14 protein-coding genes are annotated in these 24,273 nt (G+C 44.4%); 13 read left to right on the top strand and 1 reads right to left on the bottom strand.

The genetic code is table 11. The features are described 5' to 3' along the window. Positions 1–83 precede the first annotated feature (83 nt). The 9 genes from F597_RS0103205 (at position 84) to F597_RS0103245 (ending at position 15,644) form a co-directional block, all read left to right on the top strand. Positions 84–4,526, top strand: a complete 4,443-nt coding sequence (locus tag F597_RS0103205) for a hybrid sensor histidine kinase/response regulator transcription factor (protein ID WP_019538270.1) — start codon at positions 84–86, stop codon at positions 4,524–4,526. Positions 4,527–4,747: 221 nt separating this feature from the next. Then, entirely contained in the window at positions 4,748–6,154 is a 1,407-nt protein-coding gene (gene uxaC / locus F597_RS0103210) for a glucuronate isomerase (protein WP_019538271.1), read from the top strand. Between the two features lie 10 nt (positions 6,155–6,164). Continuing rightward, entirely contained in the window at positions 6,165–7,424 is a 1,260-nt protein-coding gene (locus F597_RS0103215) for a tagaturonate epimerase family protein (protein WP_044060034.1), read from the top strand. A 179-nt stretch (positions 7,425–7,603) separates the two neighbouring features. After that, positions 7,604–8,416, top strand: a complete 813-nt coding sequence (locus tag F597_RS0103220; RefSeq protein WP_019538274.1) for an SDR family oxidoreductase — start codon at positions 7,604–7,606, stop codon at positions 8,414–8,416. A gap of 118 nt (positions 8,417–8,534) precedes the next feature. Then, a complete protein-coding gene (locus F597_RS0103225) occupies positions 8,535–9,614 on the top strand; it encodes a sugar kinase (protein WP_019538275.1) in 1,080 nt (359 codons plus the stop codon). 174 nt (positions 9,615–9,788) lie between these two features. Further along, the gene (gene gnd / locus F597_RS0103230; protein ID WP_026327070.1) at positions 9,789–11,243 is read left to right on the top strand and encodes a decarboxylating NADP(+)-dependent phosphogluconate dehydrogenase; all 1,455 of its coding nucleotides are present in this window, start codon (positions 9,789–9,791) and stop codon (positions 11,241–11,243) included. A gap of 147 nt (positions 11,244–11,390) precedes the next feature. After that, positions 11,391–12,674: a nickel-dependent putative hexonate epimerase gene (locus F597_RS0103235; RefSeq protein ID WP_019538277.1), complete on the top strand. Its 1,284-nt coding sequence runs from the start codon at positions 11,391–11,393 to the stop codon at positions 12,672–12,674. 26 nt (positions 12,675–12,700) lie between these two features. Beyond that, positions 12,701–14,122: a Gfo/Idh/MocA family oxidoreductase gene (locus F597_RS0103240; protein ID WP_019538278.1), complete on the top strand. Its 1,422-nt coding sequence runs from the start codon at positions 12,701–12,703 to the stop codon at positions 14,120–14,122. 163 nt (positions 14,123–14,285) lie between these two features. Continuing rightward, entirely contained in the window at positions 14,286–15,644 is a 1,359-nt protein-coding gene (locus tag F597_RS0103245) for a 3-keto-disaccharide hydrolase (RefSeq protein WP_019538279.1), read from the top strand. A 222-nt stretch (positions 15,645–15,866) separates the two neighbouring features. On the opposite strand, the gene F597_RS0103250 is transcribed toward F597_RS0103245, so the two are convergent. Next, the gene (locus F597_RS0103250; protein WP_019538280.1) at positions 15,867–17,315 is read right to left on the bottom strand and encodes a tetratricopeptide repeat protein; all 1,449 of its coding nucleotides are present in this window, start codon (positions 17,313–17,315) and stop codon (positions 15,867–15,869) included. A gap of 816 nt (positions 17,316–18,131) precedes the next feature. Between F597_RS0103250 and F597_RS0103260 the strand changes: the two genes are divergently transcribed. From F597_RS0103260 to F597_RS0103275, 4 genes are read left to right on the top strand one after another with little or no spacing between them, the layout of a single operon-like run. After that, complete coding sequence (locus F597_RS0103260) at positions 18,132–18,707, top strand: DUF3575 domain-containing protein (RefSeq protein WP_044059997.1); 576 nt, start codon at positions 18,132–18,134, stop codon at positions 18,705–18,707. Between the two features lie 12 nt (positions 18,708–18,719). Continuing rightward, entirely contained in the window at positions 18,720–20,042 is a 1,323-nt protein-coding gene (locus tag F597_RS20050; RefSeq protein WP_019538283.1) for a DUF3868 domain-containing protein, read from the top strand. Next, complete coding sequence (locus F597_RS0103270; protein WP_026327073.1) at positions 20,039–20,935, top strand: hypothetical protein; 897 nt, start codon at positions 20,039–20,041, stop codon at positions 20,933–20,935. Before F597_RS20050 ends, F597_RS0103270 begins: the two co-directional genes overlap by 4 nt. A gap of 50 nt (positions 20,936–20,985) precedes the next feature. Next, positions 20,986–24,189: a fimbrillin family protein gene (locus F597_RS0103275; RefSeq protein WP_019538285.1), complete on the top strand. Its 3,204-nt coding sequence runs from the start codon at positions 20,986–20,988 to the stop codon at positions 24,187–24,189. Positions 24,190–24,273 lie beyond the last annotated feature (84 nt).

The following is a 24,273-nucleotide window of genomic DNA, read 5'->3' on the forward strand; positions in this document are numbered from 1 at the left end:
TGTTATTTCAGTTTCATACAGATTGAAAATAACTTGTTATTGTTAATCCATATGACCTTAGTGCCAAAAATGAAAATTATCGAATGAAAAGAGAGTTGAAGATATTATTTCTTTCTTTATGGATGCTCCTTCCCGGCGCAAAGCATATTATGATGTCCCAGCCCGAAGCCTATTTTGTACATTACGGTTCGGAGAATGGCCTGCCGCAGCATACTATCACAGATATTCTGCAGGACAGTAAGGGATTTATGTGGTTCAGCACATGGGACGGATTGAGTAAGTTCGACGGGTATACTTTCACTACTTATCGCCTGCCGACGGGCAATGTCGTTGAGTCGCAGAGTAGCAGGATCGATCATCTTTATGAGGATAAATACAATAATATCTGGATCCTTTCTTATGACAATCAGGTATACCGATTCGATGTGCAGACCCGGAAGTTCCTGGATATTAAATCGATTGAAGAATACAGGAAGCGTACATTCACTGCCTCCCGGATCATTCCCATGAAAAGCGGCAGGGTGTGGCTTCTATCCGAAAAGGATGGCTGCATCTCCATTGTCGATTCTCTTTTCAATGCAGAGGTATACGATAGCGAAAATCAGAATCTGACCGACAATTGGGTTCATACGGTTTTCGAAGATAAGGAAGGGGATTCATGGATCCTGACCAACAGCGGATTGACATTGATACCATCTGACGAAGATGTGGCTGTTTCTTATTTTCATCCGGCATCCAATATCGGCAGTCGTCAAGCGAGACCGTTTTTCAGTGTGATGGAGTTCAACGGTGAGTTATGGTTCGGGTCGAACAAGGGAATTATCTGGAGATATGACCGGAAAAGAGAGCACTTTTATCAGCTTTCTACCGGATTGACCTCCGATATTATTTCCATTCAGGAGATTTCTTCCGAGAAAATAGTCATCGTTTCCAGCCTTAGCGGTTTTGTCATATATAATACCCACGACGGTAGTATGGAGGCGTATAATGAGTTGACTCTGCCCGCGATGCCATCAGGAAGGATTTTTACCTGTTATATCGATCAGTCTAAGAATATCTGGATCGATACGGACAGCCTGGGCGTTTCCAAATTTAATCCCTATACCCGTAGATATACTCATTTTACACCTTATATAGAAAGTACGGAAAGAAATGTATTTCCTCCCAATTTTTTTATTTTCGAAGATAAGGAAGAGCGCCTTTGGGTACATCCGAGAGGAGGAGGTTTTTCTATATACGACAGAATGGAGGATAAGCTTATTCCTTTTTATAATGAGCCCTTCTCTCCAAAATGGATGTTTTCCAATATGATGCATTCTGCCTATTCCGACAAGCAGGGTAACTTGTGGATGTGTACCCGGTCGCACGGATTGGAAAAGGTGATCTTTTATGATGATTCCCAGTTCAAATCAATATTACTCAATAATAATGTGAATTCGACGGTCAGTAACGATGTGCGTCCTATTTTCGAGGATTCTTACAATAATATCTGGGCGGCGACAAAAGATGGTAAAATCCACATATATGACGTCGAATTGAATGAGATGGGTATCCTGAATAACCGGGGAGAAATCGGCAAAGGTTTGCCTTTAAACGGGATCGCTTACTGCATCACCGAAGACTCGGAGCAGAACATCTGGATTGGTACCAAAGGGGAAGGAGCATACAAGCTGGTTAGAAAAGATTATCGTAATGCTTTTGAGATATTCCACTTCAAGAATGATCCTTCCGATAGTTATTCTTTGAGTAACAACAGCGTATATTCTATTTTTGAAGACAATAGGGGGAATATCTGGATCGGCACTTTTGGAGGAGGTATTAACCTGATCCCTTACGGAAGTAATGGTCTAAAAGTAATCAACCATCGGAATGAACTCTCTGGTTATCCGTCCGATCTGGGCGATCAGGTGCGCATTATCCACAGTGACCGACATGGAAATATTTGTGTGGGAACGACCCTCGGATTCATCATGTTTGATACAGTTTTTGAGAAGCCAGACGAAATAGACTTCAGGATATATGTAAGGAATAATCAGCATTCCGGTTCTATTGGAGCCAATGATGTGATAGATATATGTACGACAGAGTCGGGTGAGACCTTTATCGGTACTTTCGGAGGAGGCATCAGTAAAATTAATGAGACCGATAACAAGGGTTTTCCGCTTTCTTTTGAAACATACGGATCAGCACATGGATTACCATCCAATATTATCCTTTCCCTACAGGAAGATAATAATGGCAATATCTGGATCGGGAGTGAAGGAGGACTGACAAAATTCAATCGTAAGGAACAAACATTTGAAAACTTCAGTGAGATCAAACGATTGATGAAACGGAACAATTTCTCTGAAAATTCGAGGTATCGTTTATGTGACGGTAGAATGCTTTTCGGCTATTCACACGGGATGGTTATTTTTAATCCCGAGAATGTGAGAAATAACACCTTTAGTCCCTATCTTGCACTTGTGCAATTCAAACTGTTCAACCGGAACTTACCCATATCCCCTGAAGGGCCGCTCAAAAAAGATATCAATATACAGGATAGGATAGTGCTAAAATATAATCAGAATTTTATCGGGATAGAATTTGCCGCCCTTGATTATATCGATCCGGAAAATATACTCTATATGTATAAGATGGAAGGATTCGACAAGGAGTGGATCTATGCCGGCAATCAACGGACAGCTAACTATACCAATCTTTCGAGAGGAAAATACTTATTCCGTGTTAAATCGACCAATAGTGACGGGGTATGGGCCAGCAACGAACGGGTTCTTACGATAGAGGTTTTGCCTCCATTCTGGGCTACCGGGTGGGCCTATCTTATCTATTTTTTAGTGGCCATCCTGGTTTTGTATATCACATTTAGAATACTCTATACATTTTACAAGATGCGGAATAAGATCGTGTTGGAGAAACAGGAGTCGGAGATTAAAACACGCTTTTTTACCAATATTTCGCATGAAATTCGTACCCCATTGACAATGATCGTTTCTCCTATTGAAAATCTGTTACAAAGTAAAACCACGCCGCAGCCGGTAAAAGATCAGCTTGCTCTTGTGTCGAAAAATACGAATAGATTGCTGAAGATGGTGAACCAGATCCTCGACTTTCAAAAAATGGCACAATCTCCGCTTACGGTAAGTAGAGTCGAAATAGCTTCTTTTGTGGAAAATATATATAATAATTATATTGGAAATTCAGAGATAAATAATATCGATTATAATTTTGAAAACAGGGTCGGTATTCAGACGGTATGGATTGATACCGAGGCGGTTGAAAAAATTATTGTCAATCTGCTTTCCAATGCTTTCAAATACACTCCCTCCGGAAGATCCATCCATGTGTCCGTGTATAATCAAAACGAGGAAGTAGCCCTACGGGTAAAAGATACCGGAGTGGGTATTTCAAAAGATAAACAGGAGCGTCTGTTCAGAAGGTTTGAATCGTTTAATGAACATAAGAGCAACCCGAGTACCGGAATCGGATTATCTATCGTGAAAGAAATGGCCGATAAGCACCGTGCCAGGGTAATAGTGGAGAGTGACGAGCAGAAAGGAAGCGCTTTTACCATTTTGTTTAAGACAGGGATCTCCCATTTTGGAACCGATGTGATCATTGATGAAAGTTCAGTGCCCGCCTTATCGGAGGAAACAAAAGGAACGGAGGTCGTAGCAGAAGAGTCCGCTCATGCCTGTATATACGAAGAGATCAACGATAATCCTTCTGTATTGATTGTGGAAGATGACGAGGATCTAAGGCAATTTATCCGGTCGGTCCTTGAAAATGAATATGAGGTACATGAAGCCTCGGATGGAAAAGAGGGTTTTGAAAAAGCATTGGAACTGATCCCCGACTTCATTGTGAGCGATATTATGATGCCGGAAATCGATGGAATAGAGTTTCTCGAAAATATCCGGAAAAATATCCTGACGAGCCATATCCTCTTTTTACTGCTTACGGCAAAAACAACTTTGGACAGCAAGTTAGAAGGATTTGAACATGGTGCCGATGAATACATTACCAAACCCTTTAGTGTGGCATATTTTAAAATAAGAGTAAAAAACCTGTTACAACGAAGAAGTGAATTGCAGACTTATTATAGAAATAGGAGTAATGTAGCGCTACAAATCCCGATGAAACAGGAGAATGGTGCAAATAATACCCATGTGAATGATAAGGATCTGAAATTTATCAGATCTGTCAACTCTTTTATTGAGAAACATTTGGGTGATAATGATTTTGTAATAGAAGATATGGCGATTGAAACAGGTATGAGCCGCACCTTGTTTTTCAGGAAATTGAAAGGACTCACAGGATTGGCCCCTGTAGAATATGTGCGTGATTTCCTGATGCAGCATGCGGCGGAACTGCTTCGGAACGGAGATTATACAGTAAAGGAGATAGCCTACAAGGTAGGAATGAATGACGCTAAATATTTTACCAGATGTTTTAAAAGGAAATATAACATCACGCCAAGCAATTATAAAAAGAGATACACAGAACATTCATCGATGCAAATGTAAAATATAAATTAAATCATTTTGTATCTGGCATTATCAAATAAAAATATATAACTTTGAGGACTTGTACGGATTGTGTACGACAACAGTGAGTCCTATGGCGGAAAATATCCATTTTTAATATAGTATATCATATGAAACGAGCATAATAACCGCTCTCACTCAAGAACGTGATAATATGCGAGTTCCATACGACCATAGTATAAAAAATTAAATATCATCGTATGAAAAGTTTTATTCATGAAGATTTTTTGCTTCAGACAGATGCAGCGAAAGAGTTGTATCATGAACATGCAAAAATGCAACCTATTATTGACTACCATTGTCATCTGAACCCTGAGTATATCGCCAAGGATTATGCTTTCGATAATCTGAGTCAGATATGGCTCGAAGGCGATCACTACAAGTGGCGTGCCATGCGTACTAACGGTGTGGAAGAGAAGTACTGCACAGGTAAAGATGTCTCCGATTGGGAAAAATTTGAGAAATGGGCCGAAACGGTACCCTACACTATGCGGAACCCATTGTATCACTGGACTCATCTGGAATTAAAAACTGCTTTTGGTGTTGATAAGCTTCTGAATCCCGAAACGGCAAAGGAGATATTCGACAAATGTACCGGGCAACTGCGTACACCGGAATTCTCTGCCCGGGGATTGATGAAAAAATTTAAAGTGGAGGTGGTTTGCACTACCGATGATCCTGCCGATAGCCTGGAACATCATCTTGCGCTGAAAGAGGAGAAATTCAATATTAAAGTTTTACCGACCTGGCGTCCCGATAAAGCCATGGCTGTGGAGAATCCGCAAGAGTATCGTGCATACCTGGAAAAACTATCTGAGGTGTCGGGAGTGACCATCAACCGGTTCAACGACCTGATCGAAGCGCTTCGTAAACGACACGACTTCTTTGCCGCTGCAGGCTGTAAACTTTCCGACCATGGTATCGAGGAATTTTATGCCGAACCCTATACACAAACCGAAATTGAGCAGATATTCAATAAAGTGTATGGTGGACAAGAACTGGGAAGAGAGGAGATCCTGAAATTCAAATCGGCCATGCTCTATGAGGGTGGCGTGATGGATTGGGAAAAAGGATGGACGCAACAATTCCATTACGGGGCTATTCGCAACAACAATACCCGGTTGTTTAACCAAATTGGCCCGGATACCGGTTTCGATTCTATCGGTGATTTTACCATAGCAAAAGCGATGAGCCGTTTCTTTGACCAGCTGGACAAAGACAACCGATTGGCCAAAACCATAATTTATAACCTGAACCCCAGGGATAACGACCTTATTGCTACTATGATCGGTAACTTTCAGGACGGATCGGTCGCCGGAAAAATGCAATTCGGTTCCGGATGGTGGTTCCTCGATCAAAAAACAGGGATGGAAGCACAGATGAATTCTCTCTCTAACCTGGGACTGTTGAGCCGCTTTGTAGGAATGCTGACCGATTCGCGCAGCTTCCTCTCTTATCCGCGTCATGAGTACTTCCGGCGGATATTATGTAATCTTATTGGGAATGATGTCGAGCAGGGACTGCTTCCTGTTTCGGAAATGAAATTCCTTGGGGAGATGGTGGAGAATATATCCTATAACAATGCAAAGCAGTTTTTTAATTTTTAATATCAGAATCATGAAATTAGGAAAATATAGTATAGGAGTAGGAGATAGGTTCACTCATCAGGGAAAAGCGCAGTTGAGGGCTATCATGAAAGCGAATGAAAAGGGAGGTCTGGATATCAGTCCGGTATGGAATAAATCCAACAGGGAGCATATCTATGTCGGTACACAACCGGCAGATACCCGCAGAGAGGCCGACGAGGCTGTCAATGCCCTGGACTTCAAAGGACTCTATTTTGTGGATGCCGATCATATCAATCTCAGTACGGTAGCCAAATATGTAGAGGTATCCGATTTCTTTACGTTGGATGTGGCTGCATTTATCGGTAACGAGAGCAGCCAGGGAGATGTAGATACTTTTGTGGCTTCCTGCCGGAAATATATGGGACAGTTACATATCCCCGGTATGGAGGAGCCTTTGAATGTAACTGAAGAGTTGTTGCGCGATATCGCCGCCAAATTCCTTGCTGCCGCACAGCACGCTTCGGAGATCTACGCCTATCTGAAAAAGGAGAAGGGTGAAGGCAACTTCATCACGGAAGTTTCCATGGATGAGGTGGAGTCGCCGCAGACACCTGTTGAGTTGCTTTTTATTTTGAAGATGCTCGCCGACAAAGGTGTGCCTGCCCAGACAATTGCGCCCAAATTTACCGGACGGTTTAATAAAGGAGTCGATTATGTGGGCGATCTGAATCAGTTTGCCAAGGAGTTCGAAGAGGATGTGCTTGTGATCGATTTTGCAGTGAAAGAGTTCGGTTTGCCGGAAGAGCTGAAACTGAGCGTTCACTCGGGAAGCGATAAATTTTCCATCTATCCGATCATGGCTGGTATCATCGCTAAGCATGATAAAGGATTGCATCTGAAAACCGCTGGTACGACCTGGTTGGAAGAGGTGATAGGTTTAGCTTTGGCAGGAGGAGAAGGTCTGGTATTGGCAAAAAATATCTATGAGAATTCATATAACAGGCAGGAAGAGTTGTGTGGCCCTTATGCCGATGTGATTGATATCGACGGTTCGAGACTACCTTCCGTAGAAGAAGTCAATAGCTGGACGGGAGAGAAGTTTGCCAATACGCTCCGGCATATACAGGGACATCCTGATTACAATTCCAATTTCCGCCAGCTCATTCACGTAGCCTATAAAGTGGCTGCGGAAATGGGAAGCAAATATACCGATTTGCTCGTCAAATATGCCGATGTGATCGGCACATGTGTGGAAGAGAATATTTATGACAGGCACCTGAAAAGACTGTTTAATATCGGTAAGGAGTGAGATTGAAAACGACTGATTTTAATGAACTATTTTGTTAAGCCAAATGAGCAGAACCAAGCTTGCTTGAGTTATGCCATGGCGAAAAATAGTCTAACTTTAGTGAAGAAGATTTTACGGGAAATAAGATTAAAAAATAAAATGGGAGGCCTATTTTTGCCGGGTCATTAAATCAATAAATTATGTACAAATTATTTGATATTAAAGGAGAAGTGATCGTCATCACGGGAGGAACCGGAGTATTGGGTTCTTCAATGGTAGAGTATCTGGCCGCACACGGTGCAAAAGTGGCGGTGTTGGCGCGAAACAAGGAGAAAGGTGATGAACTGGTGCAAAAAGTGAAAGCGGCCGGAGGGGATGCAATGTTCCTTCAAACCGATGTAACCGATGAGTTTGTCCTGAAGCAAAATGCGGAAGAGATCGCTGCCAGATACGGCAGGATAGATGTGCTGATCAATGGCGCCGGTGGAAATATGCCGGGTGCTACTATCGGTCCCGATAATACCATCTTTGACCTGAAAGCAGATGATTTCCGGAAGGTGGTCGATCTGAACCTGATGGGAACGGTTGTCCCCACACTGGTTTTTGCCGAATATATGGTCAGGGAGAAAAAGGGGAATATCGTGAATATCTCTTCTGCATCGGCTTTACGTCCGCTGACACGTGTCGCAGGATATGGAGCAGCAAAAGCAGCAGTGACCAATTTTACCAAATATATGGCAGGCGAGATGGCTATTAAATTCGGAGAGGATTTTCGTGTGAATGCGTTGTGTCCCGGCTTTTTCATTACGGAACAAAACAGGGCGTTGCTCACCAATCCCGACGGGTCTTATTCTGCACGGGGTAATACTATTATAGCACACACCCCTTTCCGCCGATTCGGAAATCCTGAAGACCTGTTAGGTACGCTCCACTATCTGGTAAGTGACGCTTCGAAATTTGTAACGGGAACGGTGGCTATCGTCGACGGAGGCTTCGATGCGTTCAGTATTTGATTGGATTTGGAATTTCATAATTTCAAGATTCCAGAATTCAATGCTTCATTGTCAATCGTCAATTATCCATTGTCAATTGAGTAAATCATCAAATTAATAAATCATCACATCAACCCAAATGTCTATAACATTAAAAAAAGAATTCAAATATTCATTGATAGTACCTACCAGTATGGGAGTACGTATTACGCCGGTAGATGCACAGCCGGTGCAGAGTACCAATATGTTTCGCATGCAGGCGACCAGTGCCGAGACCAATGTGGCAAGCATCTCTTCCTACCTTGGACTTCCAGTGAAGGTCCTCACCACCTTCGTGAAAAATAGTCCGATCGCTGCTTTCATTAAAGCCGATCTCAGAGCACGGAATATGGAATATGAGGGGCCTGAGGTGCCCCAGGGCGATCCCTGGGGATATCGTCATCAGTTTAATATTGCCGACAGTGGTTTCGGATTGCGTGGGCCGCGGGTACAGAACGACCGGGCAGGTGAAGTGGGAAAAACACTGAATGTAAAAGATTTTGATCTGGAACGAATCTTCGGCCGGGAGGGGGTACAAATTGTACATCTTTCCGGTCTTATTGCGGCGCTTTCTCCCGATACAAGCAACTTCTGCCTCGAGATTGCACGTTATGCCAAAAAGCATGGTACGGTCATTTCTTTCGACCTGAATCACCGGGCTACTTTCTGGAAGGGCCGGGAGAAAGAACTGAAAGAGGCTTTTACAGAGATTGTTTCCCTTTCCGATATTGTTATCGGTAATGAAGAGGATTTTCAATTGTGTCTCGGTATTGAAGGACCGAAAGCAGGGGGTAAGAATATTGAAGGCACACTGGATGCTTTCAAAGGGATGATCCTGAATGCGAAGAAAGCGTTTCCTCATGTTTCGGTCTTTGCCAATACGTTGCGTGAGGTAATCAGCGCCAATGAACATCTCTGGGGCGCTATTGTTTATGAAAACGGGAACTGGCACGAAGCACCGTTGCGTAGGATCAACGTGATGGATCGTATCGGTGGTGGTGACGGTTTCGTAGGTGGATTGCTTTATAGTATCCTGAAAGGGATGGAACCCGAAAAGTGGGTGCAGTTTGCCTGGGCGAGCGGTGCACTGGCGACTACCTTCCTGACAGATTATGCCCAGCCGGCCGATGAGGAGGTGATATGGAGCATCTGGAAAGGCAATGCGAGAGTGGTTAGATAATGGACAATTGAAAATGGAAAATGGAAAATGGAGAATGGACAGTTGACAATGTTTGTCCTGATTTTGAATTGAAACAACGTTCGGCGGAGCCAAAATCGACGTAGTCAATTAACAATCGCCGTAAGTACAAATCTTGAATCTTGAATTTTGAATATGGAATATAATAATATAGAAATGAATAAAAAAGCAGATATCGGATTGATCGGATTGGCCGTGATGGGTGAAAATCTGGTCTTAAATATGGAAAGTAAGGGCTATACGGTAGCCGTGTTCAACCGTACGGTTGACAAAGTAGACGCGTTTGTCAACGGACGGGGAAAAGGGAAAAATTTTATCGGTGCACACTCCCTGCAGGAGTTGGTAGCATCCTTAGAACGTCCCCGCAAAGTGATGATGCTGGTAAAAGCGGGTAAGCCTGTGGACGATTTTATCGAACAACTCATCCCGCTGCTTGAACCAGGTGATATTATTATCGACGGCGGGAACAGCCATTTTCCTGACACCATCCGCAGAACGAAATATGTAGAGAGCAAAGGATTTCTCTATATCGGTACTGGCGTTTCCGGCGGTGAAGAGGGAGCCCTCAAAGGACCTTCCATGATGCCGGGCGGATCGCCGGAAGCGTGGCCTCATGTGAAAGAGATCTTCCAGGCGGTCGCTGCCAAAGTCGATGGGGGTGTTCCCTGCTGCGACTGGGTGGGCGAGAACGGCGCCGGCCACTTCGTGAAGATGGTCCACAACGGCATCGAGTACGGCGATATGCAGATTATCAACGAAGCATATCACCTGATGAAAGAACTGCTCGGCATGGATGCTTTTGAGCAGCATGAAGTATTCAAAAGGTGGAACAGCGGCGTGCTGGATTCCTACCTGATCGAGATCACCACAGATATCATGGCGTATAAGGATGAGGATGGAAGTCCATTGGTAGAAAAAATCCTTGATACCGCAGGCCAGAAAGGTACCGGTAAATGGACTGCTGTGACAGCGCTCGATCTGGGTATTCCGCTTACACTGATCGGCGAGTCGGTCTTTTCGCGTTGTCTCTCGGCTCAAAAAGATCTGAGGGTAAAAGCTTCGGAAGTCATCTCCGGAAAAAAATCCGGTTTCAAAGGTGATAAACAGCAATTCATCAATGACCTGGAGAAAGCGCTTTATGGCGCCAAAATTATCTCCTATGCACAGGGTTACGACCTGATGATGGACGCAGCCAAAGAATATGACTGGAACCTTAATTACGGAGGTATCGCCCTGATGTGGCGCGGTGGTTGCATTATCCGCTCCCGTTTCCTGGGAGATATCAAAAAGGCGTTCGATAACAATCCTTCGTTGGAAAACCTGTTGCTCGATGGTTTCTTCAAAGAAGCAGTGCTATCGGCAGAGGAAAGCTGGCGCAGAGTTTGTGCCACGGCTTTGCAGAACGGAATTCCCGTGCCGGCACTTACTTCGGCGTTGTGTTATTTCGACGGGTTCCGCAACTCACGTCTCCCGGCAAACCTTTTGCAGGCACAGCGTGATTACTTCGGTGCACACCAGTATGAACGGATAGACAGACCTCGCGGTGAGTTCTTCCATACCGACTGGACAGGACGCGGGGGAAATACGGCCTCTACCACGTATGATGTTTGATAATTGATAATTGACAATGGAGAATGGACAGTTGAGAATTGAGAATTAATATCCCAAATATTAAATCCGACTTCCCAAATCCTACATCCCCAATTTTTCACTATTAATTATTCACTTTTCTAATTATTCACTTTTCACTTAAAAAGGATGATCTATTACGAAAATGGTTCTCCGACGACTGCTCTTTCTCATGATGATCTGAGGAGAGGATTGTATGAAGCACTGGAGAAATTAGGCGAACGGCAGAAAGTTCTTGCCGTTCCGCCCGATTATACCCGCCTGCCCAGTCGTGCCGGTGAACTTACCGAGATCGCATGGGGATATTATGATGAGAAACTTACCGACATCCTCCCTGCTTTAGGTACCCATACCCCCATGACCGAAGGACAGATCGATCATATGTTCGGGAAGACCCCTAAAGGACTTTTTCGAGACCATGACTGGCGGAATGATGTAATCACGTTGGGTGAGGTGCCGGCGGAATACATACGTGATATCTCGGAAGGGAAAGTCGATTTCTCCTGGCCGGCACAAGTAAACAGGTTGCTGGTAGAAGGCGGTTTCGACCTTATCCTATCTATCGGACAGGTAGTACCCCACGAAGTGGTGGGGATGGCCAACTACAACAAGAATATCCTGGTCGGGACCGGCGGGAGTGAAGGGATCAACAAGAGTCATTATATAGGGGCAGTATATGGTATGGAGCGGATGATGGGTAAATCAGATACTCCGGTAAGGCGTGTATTTAACTATGCGACTGAAAAGTATTTGAAAGAACTGCCAATCGTGTATGTCCTGACTGTAGTAGGGGTAAATTCCGAAGGAGTGCAGCAGACCTACGGTCTGTTTGTGGGGGACGACTTAGAGGTATTCGACCGTGCAGCCCGGCTCTCTTTGCAGGTCAACTTCGTGATGGTGGAAAAACCATTGAAGAAGGTGATTGTATGGCTCGATCCTACCGAATTTAAAAGCACATGGTTAGGGAATAAATCGATCTACCGCACACGGATGGCTATTGCCGACCGAGGTGAACTGATCGTACTGGCTCCGGCATTGAAAGAATTCGGAGAAGACAAAGCTATTGATTTGCTGATCCGTAAATATGGCTATTTCGGAACGGATTATACTTTGAAAGCGGTATCCGAAAACCAGGAACTCAGGAATAATCTGGGTGCAGCAGCACATCTTATTCACGGATCTTCTGAAGGGCGTTTTTCTGTCACCTACTGTCCCGGTAAAGAGGCCTGGAATCTTACGCGGGAAGAGATAGAGAGCGTCGGTTTCCATTGGGGCGATATCGATGAGATTATGCAGAAGTATGATCCCTTGCGCCTCAAAGAGGGCTTTAATATGCTCGACGACGGAGAGGAGGTCTACTATATTTCAAGTCCCGCACTCGGTTTGTGGGCACATAAAGACCGGTTTGCATAATTCTATAAACTCCATATATACATATCATGACAACGAGAAGAGAATTTATCAGAAATGCGGCTCTGGCATCAGCAGGGCTTGCTATGGGCGGCATATCGACTAAAATGAATGCCGCAAGTTACAGCAGGGTTGTAGGTGCCAATAAGAAGGTGAACCTGGCCCATATCGGTATCGGAAACAGGGGATGGGAAATCATTAATGATTTCGACAAGACAGGATTGGCCAACGTGGTCGCCCTTTGCGACGTGGATTTGGGTGCCGAACATACAAAGAAGGCGCTCGACAAGTTCCCGAAAGCAAAACGTTTCAAGGATTTCCGGGAAATGTTCGACAAGATGGGCAATGAGATTGAGGCGGTAGCTATTGCCACACCCGATTTCGCACATTTTCCCGCAGTGATGATGTCGATGGCCGAAGGCAAACATGTTTACGTGGAAAAACCCTTGACACGTACTTTTCATGAATCGGAACTGCTCCTGAAAGCGGCAAAGAAGTATCCGAATGTAGTCACTCAGATGGGTAACCAGGGCCATTCGGAGGCCAACTATTTCCAGTTTAAAGCCTGGAAAGAGGCAGGTATTATCAAAGATGTGACGGCTGTCACGGCGCATATGAACAACCCGCGTCGCTGGCACGGATGGGATCCCAATATCAAAAAATTTCCTGCTGCCGAACCTATCCCCGAAACGCTGGATTGGGACATATGGTTGATGGCACAGCGATACCATGACTACAACAAAGATTTCCATTACGGGCAGTGGCGCTGCTGGTATGATTTTGGGATGGGAGCCCTGGGAGATTGGGGAGCACATATTATCGACACGGTGCACGAATTCCTCGATCTGGGTCTACCGGAAGAAGTCACTCCATTGAAACTGAAAGATCATAACGATTATTTCTTCCCGATGTCGAGCACCATAGAATTCAAATTTCCGGCACGGGGCAACATGCCGCCGCTGGTTATCACCTGGTATGATGGTCTGGACAATATCCCGTCTGTACCCGAAGGATACGGCGTATCGGAACTCGATCCCAATATCCCCTCCGTGGGCGGCGGACAGATACAGCCGGCCAAATTGAATCCGGGTAAAGAGATCTATAGTAAGGAACTTACCTTCAAAGGTGGATCGCATGGCAGCACGCTAAGCATCATTCCGGAAGAGAAGGCGAAGGCTATGGAGAAAGACCTCCCCGAAGTGCCGAAGAGCCCTTCCGACCATTTCGCCAATTTCTTACTGGCTTGCCAGGGCAAGGAGAAAACACGTTCCCCGTTTGAAATATCTGCCCCATTAAGTCAGGTGTTTTGCCTGGGTGTAGCAGCACAGAAATTGAACCGGAAAATCGTGTTCGACCGTGAAACCAGGCGGGTGACCAACGATGCCTTTGCAGATGCTTACCTCACCGGAGAGCCACCCAGAAAAGGATGGGAAGATTTTTATAAGATTTAAATTTTAGAGCCAGGAGTCAAGACAGGAAATTGAAGATTTGGGATATGGGATGTGGGAATTGTCCAACTTTTCATTCTCCCGGTCTCCCAATCTTTTCACCTTCCCACTTCTCCACTTCTTGGGCTTCTCCACTTCTAATTTCTAACTTCAACAAACAAAAGTAATGATAAAAAAAATAGTAATATCAATTTTGGCAGTGATAGTAACTGTTTCGGCATGGGCACAGGAGCCGAAATGGGAAAACCTGTTCAATGGGCGTAACCTGCGCGGATGGGAAAAACTGAACGGTACTGCAGAATACAAAATACAGGACAATTCCATTATCGGTATTTCCAAAATGAATACCCCCAACACTTTTCTTGCCACCAAAAAGGTGTATAACGATTTTATCCTGGAATTTGAGTTCAAGGTCGACGACGGTCTGAATTCCGGTGTCCAGTTTCGCAGTAACAGCCTGAAAGAGTACCAGAACGGTCGTGTCCATGGTTACCAGTTCGAAATCGATCCTTCCCCCAGGGCATGGACGGGAGGTATCTATGATGAAGCGCGTCGCGGATGGCTCTACCCAATGAACTACAATCCGGAAGGGCAGAAAGCATTCAAAAACGGAGAGTGGAACAAAGCCCGTATCGAGGCTATTGGCAGCTCTATCCGTACATGGGTGAACGGCGTTCCCTGCACCGACCTGCTGGATAATACCACACTATCGGGTTTTATTGCCCTGCAGGTGCATTCTATCGGTAATGCCGACCTGGAAGGAAAGACTGTCGCCTGGCGCAATATCAGGATACTTACACAAGATCTGGAGCGGTTTAGAACCCCTGAAAATGATAAAGTGAAGCAGATCAATACAATCGCCAATACTATCTCTGAACGCGAAGCGGCGGAGGGATGGAAGCTGCTGTGGGACGGCAAGACCACCGAAGGATGGCGAGGTGCGAAATTGGATCATTTTCCCGAAAAAGGATGGTCTATCGATAACGGTGTGCTGAAAGTGCATAAAAGCGGCGGGGGCGAATCTACCAACGGAGGCGATATCGTTACCACCCGCCCCTACAAGAACTTTATGCTGAAAGTAGATTTCAGGATTACTGAAGGTGCTAATAGCGGGATTAAATATTTTGTGGATACCAACCTGAATAAAGGGGAAGGATCGGCCATCGGTTGTGAATTCCAGATACTGGACGACAGGCGGCACCCCGACGCGAAGCTGGGTGTTGAGGGGAACCGGACATTGGGTTCACTCTACGACCTGATACCTGCCCCGAAAGATAAACCTTTTCGCAACGGATTCTTCAACACCGCTATGGTGGTTGTCAAGGGGAGTCATGTGGAACACTGGTTGAACGGCGTGAAAATTATTGAATACGAGCGGAACAACCAGATGTGGGAAGCCTTGGTGAACTTCAGCAAATACAAGGACTGGCCCAATTTCGGCAATGCCGAAGAGGGATTGCTCCTCCTGCAGGATCATGGCGACGAGGTGTGGTTCCAGAATATCAAGATTAAAGAACTGGAATAAAAGAACGGTTTATACCTTTTTTATTATCCCAAATGCGTAAGATGCTGGAAAAGGAGTACATGCTCTTCTTCGGAAGAAAAGGTTCTCCTTTTTTCAATTCTCGTAAGTTACATGTATGTAGCTAAAGTTTCCGATTGACAATATTTTATGACCTATAATAGTTCAGAAGAACACCAATTCTACTGCTGTGATATTTTGCAAAGGGGAGGAAGATCTATTGATCTAGGAAAGAGATATCATATATTGATATAAATCGACATCGGCAGGAATACCCAATTTCTTTCTTAACCGGCTCTTCCGGGTTTGCACCGAACGGTGTGTAATGAAGGCGTATTGGGCAATCTCTTTCGAGGAGAAATTTAAATAAACCATCGCGCAGAGCCACAGCTCAGACTCAATTAATTGAGGATGTGCCTTGAGCAAGTTATTGATGAATTCGGGATATATCATTCTAAACCGTGCAAGAAAGGAGGGATCATTTTCTCTGGCCAATTCTATCACCTCATCAAAGGCATCGTTCAGTTTGTCTTGCAATACGGATACTTCTCGCTCTGTTGCTTCCAGTATTGCTTTTTTCCTTTTTCTCCATTGTTGCCAGAATAGATAGATACCCAACAACGTGGCGATTATGGAATAAACGATGATGGAGAGTGTCTTGTTGAATCTCATCTGCGCATATTTACGTTCCTCTTCTAAAAGGAGTTGCATGGCTTTCTCCGTGGCTCCTTCTCTTGAGGTGGAGAGCTCATCTGAGATTTCTTGGTACATGTTTTGATAAAAGCGCGCGGAGTCTTCCATTCCATTTTTGGAATAGATAGTCGTTATTTTTTGATATAATCCTGGTAATTCATTTCTGAGATTTGTCCTTTTTGCACATTCCAATCCTTTTTTGACGCAATTGAGGGCAGCGTCGGGTTCTCCCTTCATTAAATGGAGGTCACTCCAATGTGCGCAGAGCCATGAGGAGTAAGGATAATCATATTTGGTAATGAGTGAGTTTGCCTGATTGTACCATACGGTTGCAGAGTCGAACACCTCTTTATCCCTATAATAATTACCAATAAGGGTGTAAAGGTTGATTTTGTTTCTGAATGTAAGGTTTTCGTCCGTTTTGTCGAGTAGCTCCTTATTCTTTCTATAAAAATAAAAGGTTGAGTCAGGCTTATTTCTCACTGCTGTATATGCTATGCCGAGATTTTCATAAGCCAAGCTCACATAGCGGTCACGTTCTTTTTTTTCTTTAATCCGTATTGCGTATTCGTAAGCCTTTTGGAATTCACGAAATGAAGCTTCCTTTAATCCCAAATAGAAAAATACTTGTCCCTTGATCCTGCAGATCTCTGATTTTATGATATCATTTTTCGATGTGTATTTTTCTTTTTGAGAGAGTTGTAGGTATTCCAGCGATTTTTCATAATCTCCCATATAAATAAGGACCTGTCCGATATAAAAAGAAGACATTGCCTTTCCTCTTGAGTAATTGATTTCCCTGCTTAATGTTAAAGCTTTGGTTGCAGATTCAATTACCCCTATTGGATTCACGTTAGAGACTTCAGCTGATGCAACCGTTAATAAGCTATCTACTTTTTTGACTTTTTCCGGTACAATATCCTGACCATATATGCTGGATCCAATTATCAATAATACAAATGCAAAGAAGATTAATTTCATAATTGTTTTTTTAGTTTCTTCAAACTCCTTTTTGTTTTTAATAAATGTGTAATATCTATTATATATTATATATGATAGTGATAGGGGTTTTTTACGATTCAGCGATTATCAAGAAACAGGAATCTGTTATTTTTTATGGAATTTCCTTTATAAAATAAAAGATTTTCACCCTTCCGGAAAAAAACTATTGCGAAATTAAATATTTTTTTCAACAATTCTGGCAATATGATATTTAAGACATGAATAAATTTGTATACTGTGGATTTTTTCCACAGTATATTTTTTGCAGGTTGTCTTTTAATATTCATATATACAGATAATTAAATTATATGTTGTATCTATGTAGTATCTTCTTTTTATTTTTCGATATGTCTTTTTTTTGATATTAGTGGCTAAAATATGACTTTTGTGGTGCTTTAAAAATCGATATTGATTTATTAGAATTGTGTAAAAGATAAGATGTTGTTTTATAATATCTTGGGGTCTTTTTTTTGTCAGCAAATTATTATGAAAGAAGATAGTCTTATTAGAAATAAGAGATAGCGCTTATTTTTTTCTTAGTTAATGCTTACCTAATAATTGATAATGACCACTGCGATGCCACCATTGTCATATGATGATAAAGATTGGCATCAAATATAAATTTTGAAGCCAAACCATAACTCGTTTAAGCACAGTCATAAGGTCGTTAGCAATTAAGATATCATTAGGAGTATCGATGTTAAAGCATTTTTAAATAGGTTAGTTAAATAAGTAAATAGGTAATAGAAAGATATACACGGCTTTGTTATTTAAAACTATTTGGAAACAAAAGAGATGGATAAATCAAAACAATTAATTATCGCTATTGTGATGTTGTTCAGTTTTAACGGCATATCGGCACAAAAAGCCGCCATTAAGACAAATATAATGGCAGATGCCACCACCACGATGAGTTTGGCGGCGGAGATAGGGACAGCTCCCAAAAATACGCTGGAGCTTTATATGCACTGGAACCCATGGGAGTTGAGTGACGGCAAATTGATCAAACATTTGTATTTGCAACCCGAGTACCGATTTTGGTTCTGTGAGAAATTCTCCGGTTCATTCTTAGGGGTTCATCTGCATGGAGGGCTCTTTAATCTGGCGGGAATTAAGCTTCCTTTCGGAATGTATCCCGGCCTCAAGACACACCGATATGAGGGTGAGTTTATTGGAGGTGGTGTTTCTTATGGTTATCAATGGGTGCTGTCAAAACATTGGAACCTTGAGGCAACTCTTGGAGCAGGATATGCTTACATTAATTACGACAGGTATCAGTGCGGCGACTGTGGAAAGCGTCTCGACAAGGACAAGGATAAACACTATTTCGGTCCTACTAAAGCGGCACTAAGTATTGTTTATGTATTCTAAAATAAAGATCAAATGAGAAATATATTCATAATCACGCTCTTTTTCTTGAGTTTCGTCACATTACGGGGACAGTCGTCTTCCGACAATCCGGTACGGGTGGAAAACCTCTCCGTACAGTTGTCTGACGATCGTATCTTGTCTGTCGACATGGATATCATCTTGCCGGAAAATTTCAAGGTTTCATCTAACAGGATGGTTACATTCACTCCTATTATAAAAGGAAATGATAATCAGAATGTATTGCCGTCGGTTCATGTGTATGGCAGGAAACGTCAGATTATATCTGAACGGAATAATCTTTTACCTGATGATTCAGAACAGTTATTCCGAAGAGCAAGCGGTGAAGAACAGGTTATCGCATATACTGCATCTCTTCCTTCCGAGGATTGGATGGATAAGGCGGAATTGGTGTTAGAACAAGACTTTTGCGGATGCGGGAATCAATCGGAAGAGATCGATTTCCTTGCACTTACCCATATCGACGTGCCTCAGCCGGTGGTGCTGCCCAACATTCTTTACCGCGCCCCCGAACCGGAACCGGTGAAGCGTCGCATACTCAAAGGTCAGGCGTATATCGATTTTCCCATCAACCAAATCGTGATTTATCCCGATTATATGCGCAACTCAATTGAGTTGGCTAAAATCGACAGTACCTTGAAGGGCTTCGCCCCAAGCGATGTCCAAAGTATCAAGCTACATGGTTTTGCATCGCCCGAAGGAGTTTATAAACATAATGTGTATTTGGCTGACGGACGTACCAAGGCGTTGAAGGAGTATATCATCAAGAAATTCAACCTTCCCGAAAAGATCATTCAAACCAATTCCACTCCCGAAAATTGGGAAGGATTTATCCGTTTGGCTGAAAATTCTCAATTACCACAGAAGGCGCGTATCCTTGAGATTGCCAAGAGTGACGTGGAGCCCGATGTGAAGGAAACCGAATTAAAACGGATGCATGAAGCTTTCCGGCATATGATGCGTAACTGGTTTCCGGTATTACGTCATACCAACTACGAGATTGAATATATCGTTCGCGATTACGCGGCCCAAGAAGCCCGTGATATTGTGAAAAAAGATCCATCCCAATTGAGTTTGAGGGAGATGTTCGATGCCGCATTGCTGAGCGGGAAAGGGTCGGATGAGTATTACCGGTTGATAGAAACCGCCGTAAAGACCTATCCCGACAATCCCGATGCAAACCTCAACGCCGCGGCGGCGGCATTGGAACGGGGCGATTTGGAGTCTGCCGAAAAATATATGGAGAAAGCGGATCTCTCTACACCCGAAGGAAAAAATAACATGGAATATATCAAAATATTGAAAGAAAAGCAATGATGAAGAATATCTGTAAAATAGCAAGCGTCTCCCTGCTTTTACTTTTGGCATCTTGCATTAAGTCCGATTACGACACGGAAAACTGTCCGGGATTATACACCATCACTCCTATCGTACCGGTGGAATTGCAACAGAAAAAGAATGAGTTTCTGCCCAATACGAATACCTCTGTGATGTATCCCGGTGGAGAATGGCGCAAGACCGAAGTAGGGCCGGATAATATCCTGGAACTGACCAAAGGACAATACAGAGCCTTTTCCCTGAAAGGAGAGAACGAGCAGGTAGGATTACACTTCGGAACGGTGGTATCTGTTAGTTCCACCGATGGAGCTGCCGGCGATCCGGGTGACTTTGTAGGAGGCTATATCGATTTTAATGTCGATGGTGGATTAGAGGATTGGGGTATCATCAATTACGATGTTCCTACTTATATCCAAACTCGCATACTTACGCTAAAGGTGAAGATTGAAGGGCAAAATGCCGATTTGGTGGAATCTGTGACAGCCACTGTAGACGGTATCACCCTCTCCCGTGAACTGCACAACGCCTTTATTGAAAACGGGGAACGGGATCGTTATCCGGCATTGAGCACAGGTTATGCGGCTTATGCATTGGATGAAGTGGATAAGGACGGCTTTTATACCGATTCGTACCGCCTGTTGGGATTGGATGGTAATGCGGACCAGAATCTGGTGTTGACCATTCACTATAAGGATGGTTTCAAGAGAGATTTCAACTATGAGATCGCTGACGATCTTGCTGGTTTTCATACCAAAGAAGTGACTACCCCTTGGATTATTCGTATTGTGCTTCGTACCGGAGCCGATTTCACTGCCGATATAGAGGATTGGCAAGCGGGGCCCGAAGAATGGATAGATGTGAAACCGGTCTAAGAATTGTGGCAATTCAATGGTCAGATAGAAAATAAAAACATATAAAACATATGAAGACATCTTTTTTTAAACTTATCTTTTTGAGTGCGATCGCAGCCCTTTTTGCTGTGGCTTGCACGAATGATGTGATACCGCCAAACGCTGAGAATGGCGTGGAAGCCCGTATCTCCGCCGAGGCGGGGGGACTGTTGAAGTCCGGAGCCGACAATTTGAAGAGCAGTACCCGGGCAACAAATGATGTGTGGGATGAGGGTGATGTGATTGGCGTGACGATGGTCAACCCGCAGTCGCTTGAAGTGATCGCTCCTTACCGTAACTTTGGATATACAACTTCCGGCGACGATAAGTTCTCCCCCAACAATGCTTCGCAGATCATTTATTTTCCCACCAGCGACGAAGAGGTGGCTTTCAAAGCCTACTATCCGTATAAAAAGGATCTCCCGTCGAACTTGGTGATCCCGGTATCTACCAAAGACCAAACCAACCTGCCGGATATCGACCTGATGACGGCGGAGCACCTTTCGGGCACCTCCACCAAAGACCCTAACGTGAAATTGCATTTCTATCACCGTTTGGCAAAGGTGGTGGTGAACCTCTCCACCGATAACGAGAGCATCTCCATCCTCGAGGGAGTAGACGTGACGATGAAGGGCTTGAAGACTGAAGCGAGCTACGATCTTTTGAGTGAAAGCCTTATTGTGGATAATAACCTTCCTGGTGCGGATATCTCTTTCCCGGTCTCCAATGCGAAGGCAGAAGGGATCATCCTTCCCCGTCCCGCGGGCGAGGGGGTGGAATTTGTGATCACCACGACTGACGGGGGAAAATATACCGCGGCATTAAGCAGTGATTTCGAATTCAAAGAGGGATATGTGCATACTTTCCACCTTCGCTTGAAATCGCCTGCTGAGATAAGCGCCACCATTGAGCCTTGGATTGAAGGGCCCACCCGCCATTTCGATGTGATCCGCGTGGTTACGGGACTGGGCATTACCAAAGGATTCGAGACGGGACATTCTCTCGATCTGTTCCTGAAAGAAGGAACCGATGGTAAGTTCGGACTCCTTGAGAACTTCACATACGAAGGAAATAACAAATGGACCCCCGGATCTCCCATTTATTGGGAAAGTATTACCGGTAGTCCCACTCTGTTTAAAGGAGCCACGATCCTTGAAAAAGCGCTCAACGACTCGCAGATGGACGATATCCTTATCTCCAAGGAGGTGGAGGTGAGTCCTTATACAGGTGTGAACCTCGAATTGGAGCATGTGGGCTCTAAAGTAACTGTAGTATTGGAATCTTCCGACGGTACTTTCACTAAAGCCGATTTGGACGCTGCTACGGTGATTCTGCCCAATTACCTGAATTCGGGTTCTTATAACGATAAAGGGGAATTCGTGCCGGGTACTACCCGCGGGGATATCATCCCCGAAGAAGGCGTGGCCATCTTCCCTCCGCAAACCATTGCCAACGGAGAGAATATCCTTACCGTCTCTATCAACGGTCGCCTTTATGAGGTGAAAGCCGACGGAACCGATAATTTTGCATACAAAAAAGGATATGCTTACACGCTGGTACTTGATGCAAGTAAGGCCAAAGTGGAAATGAGCACAATCATCAAACCTTGGATTGAAGAAACCATAGAGTTTAAAGAGGTGCGCATAGGCGAGGCTAGCCTTGATAATAACAGTGGTGACTTAGTGGATGGCGATCAACTCTATCTCTTCTCCGGCAATGAGGCCGACCGTATCACCCTTCCCGGTAATTTTGTTTACAACGAAGCCGCTGATACCTGGACATATAACGGTCCATCGGCACCGCTTTACTGGGAAGACATCCCGGCTGACGGTAATCTCTATGCCTCCATCACCCGGCCGGCTGTAGATGCCGCCGAGGGTAATAACCAATCGCCCGACTATATCGTGGCTACTCCTATCGTCAATAAGGGAGGAACCGACAATACCGCGTTGAACTTCCAATTGGCACATCAGGTGGCGAAAGTGAATGTGATACTCCGTTCCAATACTTATCTCGAAGATAAGCTGCTAGGTGCCAATATCACCTTACCCAATTACGCCATTGGCGGTAAGTTGGACAAAGGGGTATATGTGCCGGGCTCAAACAAAGGAACCATCGCACTGGCTAAACCCACCAAAACAAGCGATGCTACCGAAGTTACCTACAATAGCGCTTCTTACCTGCAACCACAAACCATTGCCATAGGTAAAGACCTGGTGACTATTGAAATTGACGGACGCACCTATACGGTGAAACCCGAAGATGTGAAGTTGCAAGGGGGAGCCACCGCGGCCGACATCCTTTATGAGGCGGGCAAGGTGACCAACCTCATCATCACCATCGAGAAGACAGGATTGAGTGTAAGCGTGGATGTGACCGGATGGACTGAATTGCCTGCCCTTGAGTTCGAAGGCCTCTTCTTCTCCGTATCCAACAAAACTTCCGCAGGTTTTGAAAATGAGGATCAAATTAAATTTTATAAACTGAATGCTCACGGTGATGCCGTGGATGCTATCAGCAATATATATAAGTATGTCGGCGGCCCCGATAACGGCACTCTTAGCCCGGTAGGAACTCCCTGGTACAGGGATGATTTCAAAACCGGCGACTTGATAGCCGCCGTATATCCCGCAACTGCTTCCGCGCTTGCAGCCGGAGAGAATACGTTCAACTGGACGGTAAAGAGTTCTGGAACCACGAATGCTCATGCCGACGATATTATGGTAGCGGCTCCCGTAGCAGACAGGAATTTAGGTGAAATACAAGCCGAGGGCGATGTGGCTTTTGAGTTCAAACACGTGTTGAGTAAAGTCTCTATCAACCTGATCGCAGGGGAAGGATTCACTTCCGATGAGATAATGCTTGCCGAGGTTGAGATGAACAACTTCCAATTGTCGGGTATTGTGGATGTAATCAACGGCACAGCCACTCCTGACGGTGCTGCTACTGCCGCATTCACCCCGTCGAAGTTAGACAAGGTCTATTCCGTGACAGGCAAGACCGTCGTGTCGAGCTACGAAGCCTTCGTGATGCCACAAAACATTACTGGCAATAGTGTGATGGTTACGGTGAAACTGAATGATGCCGAGTTCCAGGTGAAGTTGCCCGCTGATAAGCTCTTTGCCGCCGGCGCACACAATATGCTGAACCTGACTTTAAACAAGACAGGAGTGGAACTCACAGCGTCCATCGTGGATTGGAATAAAGAACCCGATATCGATGTTGAATTACATTAAACTCTCGAAACACAGCACGTATGATGCCGGATATACCCTGGATCATACCGTTGTGGGAGAGTCCAATTTAGCAAAACCGAGCAA

Source organism: Proteiniphilum acetatigenes DSM 18083 (genome assembly GCF_000380985.1).
Lineage (GTDB): Bacteria > Bacteroidota > Bacteroidia > Bacteroidales > Dysgonomonadaceae > Proteiniphilum > Proteiniphilum acetatigenes.